Annotated in this window: 15 protein-coding genes; 4 read left to right on the forward strand and 11 right to left on the reverse strand. The window is 63.1% G+C overall.

Going from position 1 to position 13,772, the window contains the following annotated elements; all coding sequences use genetic code 11:
- The first annotated feature begins 13 nt into the window (after positions 1-13).
- From pstB to HV822_RS09060, 3 genes are all read left to right on the forward strand, one after another.
- Positions 14-847, forward strand: coding sequence for a phosphate ABC transporter ATP-binding protein PstB (gene pstB, locus HV822_RS09050; RefSeq protein WP_238869631.1), 834 nt, complete (start codon positions 14-16; stop codon positions 845-847).
- 17 nt (positions 848-864) lie between these two features.
- Complete coding sequence (gene phoU / locus HV822_RS09055) at positions 865-1,602, forward strand: phosphate signaling complex protein PhoU (RefSeq protein WP_238869633.1); 738 nt, start codon at positions 865-867, stop codon at positions 1,600-1,602.
- Between the two features lie 119 nt (positions 1,603-1,721).
- The gene (locus tag HV822_RS09060; protein ID WP_396264818.1) at positions 1,722-3,053 is read left to right on the forward strand and encodes an IS4 family transposase; all 1,332 of its coding nucleotides are present in this window, start codon (positions 1,722-1,724) and stop codon (positions 3,051-3,053) included.
- 44 nt (positions 3,054-3,097) lie between these two features.
- Here HV822_RS09060 and HV822_RS09065 read toward each other — a convergent pair whose 3' ends face one another.
- Entirely contained in the window at positions 3,098-3,397 is a 300-nt protein-coding gene (locus tag HV822_RS09065) for a c-type cytochrome (protein ID WP_275419429.1), read from the reverse strand.
- A gap of 280 nt (positions 3,398-3,677) precedes the next feature.
- Between HV822_RS09065 and HV822_RS09070 the strand changes: the two genes are divergently transcribed.
- Positions 3,678-4,832: an iron-containing alcohol dehydrogenase gene (locus HV822_RS09070; RefSeq protein WP_238869636.1), complete on the forward strand. Its 1,155-nt coding sequence runs from the start codon at positions 3,678-3,680 to the stop codon at positions 4,830-4,832.
- 165 nt (positions 4,833-4,997) lie between these two features.
- Here HV822_RS09070 and HV822_RS09075 read toward each other — a convergent pair whose 3' ends face one another.
- From HV822_RS09075 to HV822_RS09120, 10 genes are read right to left on the reverse strand one after another with little or no spacing between them, the layout of a single operon-like run.
- On the reverse strand, positions 4,998-5,657 hold the full coding sequence (locus HV822_RS09075) for a PASTA domain-containing protein (RefSeq protein WP_238869638.1): 660 nt from the start codon (positions 5,655-5,657) through the stop codon (positions 4,998-5,000).
- Positions 5,658-5,669: 12 nt separating this feature from the next.
- A complete protein-coding gene (locus HV822_RS09080) occupies positions 5,670-7,019 on the reverse strand; it encodes a PASTA domain-containing protein (RefSeq protein WP_238869640.1) in 1,350 nt (449 codons plus the stop codon).
- A 10-nt stretch (positions 7,020-7,029) separates the two neighbouring features.
- Complete coding sequence (locus HV822_RS09085; RefSeq protein WP_238869642.1) at positions 7,030-7,752, reverse strand: hypothetical protein; 723 nt, start codon at positions 7,750-7,752, stop codon at positions 7,030-7,032.
- Between the two features lie 15 nt (positions 7,753-7,767).
- Positions 7,768-8,520 (reverse strand): hypothetical protein, encoded by a 753-nt coding sequence (locus HV822_RS09090; RefSeq protein ID WP_238869643.1) that lies wholly within the window; start codon positions 8,518-8,520, stop codon positions 7,768-7,770.
- Entirely contained in the window at positions 8,517-9,047 is a 531-nt protein-coding gene (locus HV822_RS09095) for a hypothetical protein (RefSeq protein WP_238869645.1), read from the reverse strand. Before HV822_RS09095 ends, HV822_RS09090 begins: the two co-directional genes overlap by 4 nt.
- Positions 9,048-9,058: 11 nt before the next feature.
- Positions 9,059-9,766: a hypothetical protein gene (locus HV822_RS09100; RefSeq protein ID WP_238869647.1), complete on the reverse strand. Its 708-nt coding sequence runs from the start codon at positions 9,764-9,766 to the stop codon at positions 9,059-9,061.
- 30 nt (positions 9,767-9,796) lie between these two features.
- Positions 9,797-10,276 carry a hypothetical protein gene (locus HV822_RS09105; protein WP_083723893.1) on the reverse strand — a complete coding sequence of 160 codons (480 nt, stop codon included), beginning with the start codon at positions 10,274-10,276 and terminating at the stop codon, positions 9,797-9,799.
- 3 nt (positions 10,277-10,279) lie between these two features.
- On the reverse strand, positions 10,280-12,004 hold the full coding sequence (locus tag HV822_RS09110; RefSeq protein ID WP_238869649.1) for an OmpA family protein: 1,725 nt from the start codon (positions 12,002-12,004) through the stop codon (positions 10,280-10,282).
- A 16-nt stretch (positions 12,005-12,020) separates the two neighbouring features.
- On the reverse strand, positions 12,021-12,599 hold the full coding sequence (locus tag HV822_RS09115; protein ID WP_238869651.1) for a hypothetical protein: 579 nt from the start codon (positions 12,597-12,599) through the stop codon (positions 12,021-12,023).
- Positions 12,586-13,701 (reverse strand): hypothetical protein, encoded by a 1,116-nt coding sequence (locus tag HV822_RS09120; RefSeq protein ID WP_238869653.1) that lies wholly within the window; start codon positions 13,699-13,701, stop codon positions 12,586-12,588. Before HV822_RS09120 ends, HV822_RS09115 begins: the two co-directional genes overlap by 14 nt.
- Positions 13,702-13,772: the final 71 nt, after the last annotated feature.

A 13,772-nucleotide genomic window follows, 5' to 3' on the forward strand; every position in this document is an offset into this window, starting at 1 on the left:
CGGACGCACGACTATGTCTAATACGACCAAGACCCATGCAATGGATATGAGCGCCCTGGGCCGCTCCCAGCAGGAGCTGAACATGGACAAGGAGTCCATCGCGCTGGAGGTTCCTGGCCTCTCGCTGTTCTACGACACCAAGCAGGCGTTGCACGACGTCAGCATCAAGATTCCGCGCAACCGCGTGACCGCGTTTATCGGCCCCAGCGGCTGCGGCAAGTCGACCCTGCTGCGCTGCTTCAACCGGATGAACGATCTGGTCGACAGCTGCCGCGTGGACGGTCAGATTCTGCTCGACGGCAAGGACATCTACGGCAAGGACGTCAACGTGACCGAGCTGCGTCGCCGCGTTGGCATGGTGTTCCAGAAGCCCAACCCGTTCCCCAAGTCGATCTACGAGAACGTGGCCTACGGCCTGCGCATTCAGGGCGTGAACAACAAGCGCACGCTGGACGAAGTGGTCGAATGGGCGCTCAAGGGCGCGGCTCTGTGGGACGAGGTCAAAGACCGTCTGAACGAGTCGGCGCTGGGCATGTCCGGTGGTCAGCAGCAGCGTCTGTGTATCGCCCGCACCATCGCGGTGGAGCCGGAAGTACTGCTGCTCGACGAGCCGGCCTCGGCGCTGGACCCGATCTCCACGCTGAAGATCGAAGAGCTGATCAACGAACTGAAGTCCAAGTTCACCATCGTCATCGTTACCCACAACATGCAGCAGGCCGCCCGCGTGTCGGACTACACTGCCTTCATGTACATGGGTGAGCTGATCGAGTTTGGTGACACCAACACGCTGTTTACCAACCCGTCTAAGAAACAGACGGAAGACTACATCACCGGCCGTTACGGTTAACCCGGGAGCGCTGCGCCATGCCCTCAGATAAAGAATTGTTCAATCAGCACATTTCCCAGCAGTTCAACGATGAACTCGAGGAAATTCGCACCCAGTTGCTGGAGATGGGCGGTCTGGTCGAGAAACAGATCAATGACGCCATCGTTGCCCTGATCGAGGGCGATGCCAAGCTGGCGCAGCAAGTGCGTGACAAGGATGACGCCATCAACCAGATGGAGCTGGACATCGATCAGGAATGCCTGCGCATTCTCGCCCGTCGCCAGCCGGCGGCCAGTGATCTGCGCCTGGTGGTGAGCATCAGCAAGATCATCGTAGACCTGGAGCGCATCGGCGACGAGGCCTCGAAGATCGCCAAGCGGGCGCTCGATCTGGTCGAGGAAGGTCAGGCTCCGCGTGGCTACGTTGAGTGCCGCCATATCGGTCACCACGTGCGCCGTATGGTGCAGGAAGCGCTGGATGCCTTTGCCCGCATGGACACCGAGCAGGCCTTCTCGGTGGCCCGGGAAGACAAGGCGGTGGATCAGGAGTACAAGACCGCCATGCGCGAGATGGTCACCTTCATGATGGAAGACCCGCGCTCCATCGGCCGGGTGCTCAATATCCTCTGGGTACTGCGCTCACTGGAGCGCGTCGGCGACCATGCACGCAACGTTGCCGAACACGTCATCTACCTGGTCAAGGGGACCGACGTGCGTCACATTGGTCTCAAGCGCATGGAAGCCGAGGTCAAGAAAGATAGCGCCGCCGAGGAGTAAGGCGCGCATCAGGCAACAAAAAACCCGGCTTAGGCCGTAATGCTGTTCACTTAAGCATTTGAGTCCATGGCGGGGTTTCTAGAAAATCCGATATCAGTCCTCTGGTATCGGATTTTTTTATGCCCATTCAGCAGCAATTGCTCGACCTCGGCGAGCTCTTCAACTTCTCTGACCTCAGCACCTTCACTCAGAACATCCCTGTTGAATGGGTTGCGAGCGCGCTCAATTTATCGGCGCAAGCCACCATCAGGCGTCGGCGCCTACCCAGTGACCAAGTACTTTGGCTGGTGCTGGGTATGGCCCTGTTTCGCGACGAGCCAGTGCATGAGGTTGCTAGGCGACTGAACATTTGCGCCCAAGGTTTGGCCTCTGATCAGTTGCTGGCTCGAAGCGGCGTAACTGAAGCACGTAAGCGCTTGGGGGCAGATCCGGTTGAGCACCTGTTCCGCCAGACCGCCAAGCAATGGGGATGCGAGCGATACGAAGGCGATGACTGGAAAGGGTTGCAGGTATTCGCGGTGGATGGCGCACTGCTGCGAACCCCCGACTCGCCCGAGTTGAGGGAGCACTTTGGCTCTGGCAACACAGGTACTGAACGCCAAACGCCTTTTCCGATGCTACGGCTCGTTGCCTTGATGAACGTACGCTCACACGTGATCCTGGATGCCCAACTCAGCCCGTATCGCGGCAGCGAAATGCGCTTGGCCGAGACCTTCCTGAGTCAGATTCCGGACAACTCAGTCACATTGTTCGATAAAGGCTTCTGGGGCGCTGATCTGCTGCTAAGCGTGGTGGATGGAGGCAACAATCGGCATTGGCTGACGCCAGCCCGCAAGAACGTCGTGATGGAGGAAGTCGAGCGTTATAGCGAATACGATCGCCGTGTTCGGATGAAAGTCTCACCTCAGGCCCGCAAGCGGAACCCTAGTCTACCTACGCATTGGGAGGTACGAGAGGTCAGCTATAAAAGCCATGGGAACATCAGGTCACTGCTCACCTCGTTGCCAGTCGAGGGCTACAGCGCAAAGGCCGTCGCTGAGCTGTACTTGGAGCGCTGGGAGATTGAACTCGGCTTTCGCGACATCAAAAGCTCGATGCAGCAGAACGCGGTAACACTGCGAAGCAAGAAGGTTGAGCTGGTTTACCAGGAGGTCTGGGGGCTGTTGCTGGCATACAACATCATTCGGCGAGAGGCTAGTCAAGCGGCTGTGGCCTTTGGTCGAGCACCCTCGGACATACGCTTCAAACCGGCCTGTCAGTACATCGCCGTCCAGCTCATCGTCATGGCTGCAGCGAATCCGGTATCGGCAACAGGTAGAAGGCTATCGGAGCTGCGCGGCGGGGTCGGAGGGTTATTTTTGGATCACCGCCCAAGGCCAGCAAGACCAAGGACGGTGAAGATTTCCAAAACCCGCTACCCGGTAAATCGCAAGGCTGCTCCGCTTAAGTGAACAGCATTACGCCAAACGGCGGGTTTTTTGTTGGAGTTTTGTTATTACTGGCTGAGCACCCATTCGGCCAGAATACGGGCTTCCTCGTCGGTAACCTGGTTGGCAGGCATGGGGATCGGCCCCCAAATGCCGGAAACGCCGTTCTTGATGTGGCCAGCTACCGTTTCCACGGCGCCGTCTTGCCCAGCATACTTGGCTGCGACTTCCTTGTAGGAAGGGCCGACTACCTTGGTATCGATCTGGTGGCAGGCTACGCAGGCCTTGGTTTTGTACAAGGTCTCGCCGTCAGTGGCGAACAGGGAGCCAGAAGTGAGCAGCGCGACTGCGCTGAGGGCAGTGATCATAAAGTGTTTCATCGTTGTTCCTCATCGGCTATCAGTTGCAGGTGGCCCTGCTTGTATCGTTTTTTGGGCGTGCTGGTACTTATGCCAAGATGGACGCGTCGAGTCAGTTTGACAAGTGCCCATTTGTCGCAGAGTGTCAACACGAAAGTTGCAGATATGCGTACATTGCGGGACATAAATTCATTTTGTATCTTGTGTCTGCCCGCAACCGAGAGTTCATACAAGAATGCGGGCCGCAATGCGTCTGCACCTACAAAAACCTGAGAGATTCGGAGATACCATGGAGATCAAGTCCTACAGCATGAACTGGCACTATCCCACCGCCGTGCGCGTGGGGGCAGGTCGTATCAGTGAGTTGCCCAAAGCCTGCCGCCAGTTGGGTATGACGTCTCCGCTGCTGGTGACTGACCCGGGTCTGGCCGCGCTGCCGATGGTCGAAGCGTCACTGCAGCTGTGCCGTGACGCAGGCCTGCAGGCCGGCCTGTTCAGCGCGGTAAAGGGTAACCCCACCGGTGGCAACGTAGCAGACGGTGTTGCCGCACTGAAGGCCGGCCAGCACGACGGTGTGATTGCCTTCGGTGGTGGTTCTGCCATTGATGCGGCCAAGGCCATCGCACTGGTTGCCCATCAGGAGTGCACGCTGTGGGAAGCGGGTCCCGGCACGGTAGATGCCAGCAAGATGCTGCCGGTGGTAGCTGTGCCAACGACGGCGGGTACCGGCTCCGAAGTTGGCCAGGCGGTGGTGATCACTGACGATGAAAACCACGTCAAGCGCGTTATCTTCCACCAGAAGATGGTGCCTGCCATCGTGATTCTGGACCCCGAGCTGACCGTTGGCCTGCCAGCCAAGCTGACCGCTGCGACCGGTATGGACGCGCTGGCGCACAACGTTGAGGCCTTCTGTGCGCCGGTTTACCACCCAATGGCCGAGGGTATCGCGCTGGAGGGCATGCGCCTGGTCAAGGACTTCCTGCCGCGCGCCACCAGCCAGGGGGACGACATCGACGCCCGTCTGCAGATGCAGGTGGCCTCCAGCATGGGTGCGGTGGCCTTCCAGCGGGGGCTGGGCGGTATCCACGCGGTATCCCACAGTCTGGGCGCCGTCTACGACGCGCACCACGGTCTGCTGAACGCGATTGTCATGCCGTACATGCTGCAGGCCAACCGCCCGGTGATTGAAGAGGAAATGGCGCGCGCTGCTCGCTACCTTGACCTGCCCAAGCAGAACTTTGACGGCATGCTGGATTGGATTCTGGATCTGCGCGCCGAGCTGGGTATTCCGCATACCCTGGCGGACATCAACATCGATGACGCCCAGGCCGAGACCATCGGTGCCATGTCGGCCAAGGACGTTGCCGGCAAGACCAACCCCCAGCGGTATGACGCCGCGCAGTATCAGGCGATCTTCCTCAAGGCCTTGCGCGGCGAGCTGTAATGACCGTGCATTAAGTCGACCGGACGGGCATCGGCCCAGCCGTGAGGACCTGAAAACCCGCTCGTTCCCGAGCGGGTTTTTTATGCGCGTCCTCTAGGGTCTGTTGCCGTTTCGTTCGCAGGCGCAACCCCGGCAGGCGATGAGCGAAACGGCAACAGGCCCTAACTACAACTCGACCTGAATGAGCGCACCGGCCAGCACGATGTCACCAGCCTCCGGCTGTTGAGCACCGATCTTGCTGGTTGGCGCGGGGTCAGACACTGGGTTGCCCTGCTTGTCGACGACTTCCAGGCTGATGTCCAGCTGGGCGCATAGCTGCTCGGCCGCCGCCAGCTGCATGCCGGTCAGGTTGGGGGCGACGCGGATCTCGCTGGCCTGACCCGGTGCCGGGATGGGCACTATCTTGAACTGAATCTTGGCCGCGGCATTGGCCTGAAAACCGTAGCGGTTGGTCAGGTCGGCGTTGACCGGCGCGGCGTACACGCGGGCCGTCGGCAGGCTGGTGCGCAGATGGCTGGCCAGAGAAGCGGTTGTCAACCGTTTGGGCGCCGGGGTAGCCGCTGGTGTCTGCTGTCCGCTAAGGCTGAGGGCGACCTGAATCTCACCAGTGGTTTCCGGCAGGGCGTAGAAGGTGGGTTGATAGCCGATCTGCTGCAGCAGTTTGAGTTCGTCGCTGTCGGCGTGGCTGTAGATCTCCAGTATCTGCGCCAGCGAGCCACGATCCAGTGCTTGTTGGGCATCGGCGACGCCCTGGCCGACCGCGGCGATCAGTTCGCCAATGGGGGCTGCCATAACATCGCTGACCAGTTCCTTGATGGTGGGCATGGGGTCTGTCCTTTAGGGTTGGGTGAATACCACCAGTACGCGCTCGCCAGCTGCCACCTCGCTGCCTTTGGCGGGTAGCTGACGCACGGCCTGGCCGACCGCTTGTCCGCTGTCCCCGACGCTCTGGTAGGCGGCCTCCAGCTCTAGTCCGAGGTCGCGGGCCAGGCGCCGCGCGAGGGTTTCGGTCAGATCGCTGAAGTCCGGCACGGTAATGCCTGACGGGGCGTCATCGGCTGACTCCTCGCCATCCGGCAGATACTCCAGTGACACATCGGTGAACAGCCCGGCGCTGCCCTTGTTCTTCAGGTCGGAGAGGGTGGGCAGGGTCAGGCTGTTGCCGGTGACCAGAGTCTTGAGGTTGAGCGAGACGCGGCCCAGGCGGTAGGGCACGCCGTCCTTGCTGAGCTGGGTCTGTGCCTGCTGCAGTTGACGGGCAATGTTGCCGTACAGCTGATCGGCGTCGACCTGGGTATCAAGCTGCGTTTTCAGCTCTTCGCTTTCCTCGCGGGCGCGGGCGGCCTCCTCGGCGGCTTCGCGTGAGGCGCGGGTCAGGTCTTTGATGCGTTCGGAGGCCTGTGCAATCTCCAGGTTGCGCAAGTTGAGGGTGCGCTGCAGGTCGGTTTCTTTCAGCTCGAATTCGGTAGCCTGCCTGAGAATCTGCTCGTTGAGGTTCAGGCGGATCTGCTGGGTTGCCAGCTCAATCTGCTCGTTGCCGGTCGCAGCAGGCTTGTTCTTGAGCTGCTTCTCAAGGGTGCTGATTTTCAGCTGCGCCTGTTTCAGCTCGTTGGCGTGGCTTTGCTTCTCGCGCTCCAGGGTGTTGATCAGCAGCACTTTCTGATTCAGCTCAACCGATTGCGCTTCCAGTTGCTTGCTGAGTGCCGCCTGGGTCTTGAGCTGTGTGCTGGCCGGCTGGGCGCGGGTCAGTACCTGCGGGTTGATCCGCATGGCGGCCAGGTTGACGGTTAGCTGAGCAACGGCTCGCGGGGTGCCCGCCAGCAGGTAATCGTCCGTCTCGCTGAAAGGCGCGCTGCGCTCACGGCGCGCAACCGCCTGATCGCCCAGCCGTTCTATATCGCCAAAGGCAAGGTGCACGCGCTTGCCAGGCTCTATCCGTACCAGAGCGCCTTCGGCCAGCACTCTTGGGGTTGCCCTTGCCTTGACGGTTTCACACAGGCGCACGGCCGGTAGCTGGGGGCCATCGCCCAGGTTCAGGTTGATGGCAAAATTGCCTTTGGCATCCAGTCGCGCCCTGGCGACCCTGCGCCATTGCGCGCGGGCCAGCTCGAAGGTCTGTATCTCTACCTGACCGCTGGCGGCCTTGCCGTCGGGCTCGAAGAGAGTGCCGGTAATGCTCCATTGCATGGGTTGAATCCTATGGGGTCAGGATGAGCTGGGTCAGGGTGGGGCCGCTGCTGACCAGCAGCACCAGCTGAGTGTTGGCTGGCAGGCCGGCAGCCAGTGTCAGATCGCAGCTGGCGCTGCCCTGCTGGTCGGTCAGCAGCAGGCGTTGACTCAGTTGCAGGCCGCTGCGCAGTTTCTCGCTTGTCAGCCCGCTGGCGCCGGCGGCGGCACTGAGCGCCAGGCTGGCCTCGGTATCCAGGTTGAGTTCGACGGCGGCATCATTGATCAGTTGACCGGCGCTGTTGGACAGGGTGACCAGCAGCTGTTGCTGGCGCGGCTTGGCGGCTTCTTTCACCAGCGTGCGGGCGGCCAGGCGCAGCACCGGCAGGCCGTTGCTTGGCGGTACCGAGACCAGGCGACCGCTGAAGGTGCTGATCAGTTCGGTGCTGCCGCTCGCCTCGCTGGGGGCTTTCTTGAGGTCCGGCAGGGCCAGTCGCAGCTGCGGGATCGGGCGGACCTTGCGCAGAGCGCCGGGCAGCGCGGAGCTGTTGTTCTCCGGTTCGCTCAGTTGGGCTTGCACCGTGGCTTTGATATTGAAATCCAGATAGGGCAGGTGATAGCCGGGTTGCGGCCGGCCGAATGCATCGGTCGGCGGCAGGTCGTCCAGCACGGCCTGGGCATCGCGCAGGCCGCGCGCCAGCCCGAGCAGGATCTGCTCGACTGAGTTGGCGACGAATTTACTCGATTGGGTCATGGCATTGGCTCGTGGTCAGTCGGTACTCAGTTTCGGGCGTTGGCGGCGGCGCTCTTCGGCGCGGGCTTGCTGGCGTTCCTGCTGGCGCTGGGCCTGTCGCGCCTCGCGGCGCTCCTGCAGGCGGCGCTCGGCCAGTTGTTGCGCACGCGTCACCAGGTCATCCAGCGAGCCGGTGTCGATGCCGAGCAACCGTTGCTGGCGGCGTTGGTAGCGTGCGTCAAACTCGCTGAGCGACGCCACCGCCGCGGGTGCTTGAAAGGCGCCTTCCAGTCGGTCCTGCAACGGCCGCAGCAGCGGGGCGGCAAGGGCTTCTCGGGGGCGTTCGCGAGCTGCTTGGCGCGCCTGCTCGATCCGCTGGTCGAGCCGTTGCATCAGTGCTCGTTGCTGCTGCAATGCTTGACCGGCGCGATGGCCGGCCTGCTGTTGCTGCCGCTCGCGCTGCTGCTGCCAGCGTCGGGCGCTACCGGCGGCCTGACGCACCTGTGCCAGTGCCGATGGTGCAAGCTGCTGGTCACGCTGGCGCTCCCAGGCGCTGTGCTCGGCGCGCCGCTCGCTGGCGCTGGCGACCGGATATACGCGTTCGGCAGGGGCACTGTCATCGCCTTGTCCGCCAAGGCGGCGCATCTGCTGCTGCAGGGTGTCACGTTGCTCAAGCAGCCGCTGCAGGCCGGGCACCTGGCCTGCCAACTGGCGCAGGTCCGTATTGGCTGGAGTAGGCTCCGGGCGCTGTTTCTGCCGGGCCAGATCGCGCCAGGTCTTGCGGCTCATTCGTCTGCCTCGGCGTCGATCAGGGCGCGAATGCGCTCCTCCAGAACGGCTGGCGCCGGCACCGGCACCAGCTTGGTACGCATCACCGAGCTGCCTTCGGCAGAATACTGGTACTTGCTGGCGTAGCTGGCGCTGACCGAGCTGGCACTGATCGAGCCGGCGGCAAAGAACGGCAACGCCGCCCCCTTGGCACTGGATTTGACCTGGGTGCGCTTGTGCGTCGAACTGCGCTCACTGTTGATACTGATCGACAGCTTCAGCTCAATCACGGTGTCGACAAACTGGTAGAAACTGGGGGTGAACCCCAATTCCAGCAGGCTGTAGGACTTGCCGTTGCTGAACTCGACCTTGTAGGGCGCCTCGGGGCCGTCTTCCTCTTCGTCGCTGCCGGTGGGGAAGCCCGCCATCATGCGCGCGATGCGCAGGGACACCAGATCCAGCTCCAGTTGGGCTTCGGCAATCCCCACGCCGAGGTTGCGCACGATCAGCGGGAAGGGTGCGTTGAGCAGTTCTGATCCAACACTCATGGTGCGTCTCCTCAGTCGTCATCTTCCGGCGCGGGTGCCGGTTGCCGGCGGGCTTCGGCCTCTTCCATCATGGCGCGAATGCGCTCTTCCAGAATCGGCGGCGGCGGCACCGGCGACAGCTTGGTACGCAGCAGGCTGGAGCCTTCGGCGGAATAGGAATACTTGGAGGCGTAGCTGGCATCTACCTGGCTGGTCGAGACGCTGGAGCGGTTGCTGTCGCGGCCCCCGAAAACCTTGCCGAACAGGCCGCTGGCCTTCTTGCTGTTGCGGTTCTTGGTGGTTTTGTTGCTGGAGGTGCGGCTGCGTTCGCTGCTGCGGGTGATCTTGATGGCGATCTTTACTTCGATGATGGTGTCGACAAAGTTGTAGAACACCGGGGTAAAGCCCAGCTCCAGCATGGATAGGCGGGTGGGTACGCGAATCTGGCCGTTGTCGGTCTGGTGGTTCTTGGCGGCGGTGACGATTTCGTCGTAGCCCGGGTCCAGCGCGACCAGCGAATCAGCCTCGGAGGGCGTCATATACTCGTGACCGAAGAAGATACGGCTGTCGTCGAAGGCGATATTGCCCTCGTCGTCGTATACGGTGCGCAGGCCGCCCATCATCTCGGCGACTTCGATCGAGCTTTCGTCCAGCTTGACCTGTGCCTCGGCAATGGCGAAGGCCATCTGGCGAATCATGTCGCCCATCGGCACGTTCAACAGCTCTCGTCCAATACTCATGGTGTTGCTCCTTGTGGGGATATCGACGGATCAGTTGTCGGCTCCGGGCAGCCCGTCGTCGTACAGGCGCCGCAGGACTTCATTGAAGGCTTCGGGGGCAGGCAGTGACACCAGGCGAGCGGCAATCGAGCTGGACCCTTCGGCGGACACGGAAAACTTGCGTGCGTAGGAGACATCGACGCTGGCGGCGACCATGACGACGCCATAGTTGACCTTGGCGGTGACCCCGGCCGATACCGAGGTTTCGGTGGTTTCAGACATGCTGAACGACAGTTTGGCCTCCACCGTGGCCTCGGTGAAGGCGTAGAAGCTGGGGGTAAAGCCCAGGGTCAGCAGGTTGTAGGTCTGGCCGCCCAGCTCGACCGGCGTTTCGGCCATGGCCTGGGCAACCTTGACCGAGTTGTTGTCCAGCGCGGCCTGGGCCTGGGCAATCGACAGGCCCAGGCGCTCGATGATCTGCGGTAGCGGTGCGCTGACCAGCGAGCGGGTGACGGTGGTGGTCTCGCTCATGGCCTAGCTCCCCAGATAGCTGCGAATGGTGTCGAGAAATTCCGGCGGCGCGGGAATCGACACCAGTCGGGCGGAGATCGACGAGTTGCCGGTGACATCCAGCTCGAACTGCTTGGCGTGGCGCACGTCCAGCGTGGCGCCAAAGGCGACTGTGCTGTTGCCGGTGCGGCGGGTGGTCTCGCGTTCGCTGCTGCTGTTGGCAAACTGCTCGCTGATGGTGATGCTTTCGCTGCTGGTTATGCGCAGGTCGCGGCTGGAGACGCTGATCAGGTGCAGCTGGACCGGGTCGCTCTTGCGCGCCAGGTTGCAGACTGCACCACCGGCGGAGGCGCTGATCTGGCTGCCTGCGTCGGCATTGATGCTGTTGGCCAGGTTCTTTGCAAAAGCTGGCGGACTGTCGGCGGCGTGGCCGTCTACGGCGCTGCCCGACAGCGTCCAACTGCGGCCTTCGGCGCTCACCTGCTTGCCGTTAACGCCGCTCATGTCATTGGCATCAAAGGTGTGAATCCAGCCGTTGCTGGCAGGCTCTGAGTGATCCCGGCGGTCGGGCTCGACGCCACTGATTACCTGACCATCGGCACCTTCAATCACCAGCAGGTCGATAGCCAGCAGAATCTGTACCCGGCGGTGGGCCTGATCATGGGGGACGCCTTCGGCGCCGCCAGGGTTGGCGGCGGCTTCGCCTTCGCCGACCGCCGAGGTGATCTGCGCCCGGTCCACCCCGTTGGCAATCAGTTGACGTTTGACCTCGTCCACCCGGCGCTGCGACAGCTGAAGGTTGTAGCCGGGGCTGGCCGGTGCGTCCGCGTGGCCGACCAGGCGGAAGGGGATGCCGGCGCGGGCCAGCATCTGCGCGGTCTCCTGCAGGGCGTCGCGCTGATCGGCGCGGATATGGTTGCGGTCGATATCAAACAGCACTTCATGAATCGCCTCGCCCGGCGCCCAGTGGGTGACCTCAAAGCCTGCATCCTCGAAGGCGGTTTTTACCTTGCGTGCGTAGTTGGTCACGCTGTTGGAGCGAGAGACGCTGAGGCTGGTGTCGGGGTTGGCGACAAAGGTGGTATCGCTGTTGCTGGCAATGCGAATCACGCCGCCAGCGTAGCCAAAGGCGCGGAAGGCCACGGCATTGGGTGAGACGATGACCTGCTGCGGGCTGGCATCGGTGGTCGGGTTGATCGGGGTTTCGCTGCGCTCGAAGGCTACGGCGCTGATGTCGGCGTTGCCGGCCAGGCCATCGACCAGGCTGGCCAGGCGGCTCTCCAGGTCGGCGCCGCTGAGCGCCACGCGATTGTCGTTGATGCGCACCTCGCCGGCCGACTGCGCGGTGATTTGCAGGCTGGCTTCGCGGTTGCGGGTTTCGCTGCGACTGCCACTGCTGCTGCTCGATGAGCTGCTGTCGCTGTCGTCGTTGCTGGTTTCGGCGTTGTTATAGGCGCCGTTGATGCCGAAATCGACGCCGGTAGACTCTTCCACCCGCAGGTGCAGGTTCATCGAGCAACTGATATCGGCGTGTTGGTAATGGTAAAAGGCGGGGCTGAAGCCCATCTCGATCAGCGTCTTGCCGCCAAGCCCGGGTATCGGCTGGATAAAGGCGTCCAGCTGCTCGATGGAGTTGGTATCCAGCGCCTGTTGGGCGCGGGCGATGCCGAGTCCGAGGCTGGAGATAAAGTCGGCGACGCTGGCGTCGGCCAGCACCTGCCCGGGGCGAAGACCGTTGTAGTCACTCATGCCTGGCTCCTGTTAATCAAACAAGTGAGGCCGCATGGGCGCTGCGCAGGCGCTCGGGCGGCAGGGGGATGGCCCGTTTGGGCTCGACCAGCCCCTTGCGGACGATGAAGTAGTCGTGGCGTTGCTGGGCGTCGCGTAACTGCCGCTCACCGATACTCAGGCCGCGTGCGGCCCAGCCGACCAGGGCTCGGGCCAACGGCAGCTGCGGTGGCTGCACCAGGGTGATGGCCTGCTGCAGGCTGTCCAGTGCGTCAGCAAGCTGGCCCTGGCGCAGCTGGATGCAGCCACGGCGCTGCAGGTTCTCGGCGCGGTCACGGGCGACCAGTGGCAGCGGTGAGTTCAACCGCGCGTAGTGCGCTTCGGCCTCGTTGCAGTAGCGCAATACGCTGTCCAGCTCGCCGCTCAGCTCCAGGCTTTCCATCACGCATTGGGTGTAGTGGCGGAAGAACACCTCCGGCGCACGGCTGCTGACCGCCATGCGCAGGGCTTCCTGATAGTGTTGCAGGGCATCGGCATGGCGCCCGGCCAAGGCCAGCACCTTGCCCTGTTCAGCGATGCCCAGATGCAGCTGGTGGGCCTTGTCAGTGCTGTTCATGATTCAGTTCCTGCCATTCGCTGGGGATGTCGAGCTGCTCGAAGCCGTGCTGCAACCAGCGCGGCAGCAGCTCGCCGTGCAGTACCGGGGATTGCCACGGCAGGCGTGGCACCGCGCTGTCTGGTGGCAGTAGACCGCTTTGCTGCAGCAGGCCTAGCGCGGGTGCGAGCTGGCTGCCAGCCGGCACCCGCAGGCGGCAGCGACGCAGGCTGGCGACCTGCGGGCGCACCGGCATGCCGGCGGCTTGCCAGCGCTGCAGGCGGTCTTGCAGGGCGCTTTGGGCGACACCTTCCTCGACCACCACCGGCAGGTTCTCCAGCACACAGTCGATCAGCTCTGCCGGCAGGCCGGCGAGTTCGGGCAGTCGGTCGATCTGGCTGCGCGCATCGACGGCGTGCAGTGACAGGTCGTAGCGCAGAAAAGCGGTATCGAGCAGGCGCAGCCCGCCACCGGCCTGATGGCGGCGCCAGAGTTGCTGGGCGCTGGTGTGATCCAGCGTGCCCTGCGGCTGCCCCGTGTGCGGGTCTGGGGCAAGGCCGAGCTGGCGCAGGTCATGCAGCAGGCTGTCGAGCGAGGGGCCGGGGTCGCGTTCGATCAACAGCTGGTAGCGCGCCTGATCGCGTCGTGAGCAGACCAGCTCTGCGGCGAGTCCCTCAAGCTGTTGTTCCAGCGCGGCGCAGGTGGCGGCGCTGACGTCACCAATGATGACGCCGGGCGGGCTGCTCAGCAGGCCCAGCACCGCGGCCGGGAGGCAGCCGAGAAAGCCTGCAAGCCGCTCGCAGCAGGCTGGCAGGTCGGCCACGTCGGTGACGTACAGGGCAATGTCGAAGGTGGCTGCCGCGGCGGGGCGGGGCACGTTGTTGGGTTCGACCCGCACCGTCAGGCCTGCCTGCTGCAGGATGTTCGCCAGCCCGTTGGCCTGGGCCTGAGGCAGAGACTCAAGCAGGACTGATGGCGCCTTGTACAGTGCATTGGCGACCTGATTGGCCGGCAGCCCCAGCTGGGTGGCCAGCAAGCCGGCGAGGGCAGGTCGGGCAGAGCCGATGGATTCGACAACCACCCGCTGTGACGGCGCAGCCGCCGCCGAACCTGGAGTTGGCATGGCGTTGCTCCGTCAGCGTGGTGGCGCGGCAGGCAGCCGCAGCAACGGCGGGTTGGCCGCAACGAAACAAG

It is taken from the genome of Halopseudomonas maritima (assembly GCF_021545785.1).
In the GTDB taxonomy this organism is placed as follows: domain Bacteria; phylum Pseudomonadota; class Gammaproteobacteria; order Pseudomonadales; family Pseudomonadaceae; genus Halopseudomonas; species Halopseudomonas maritima.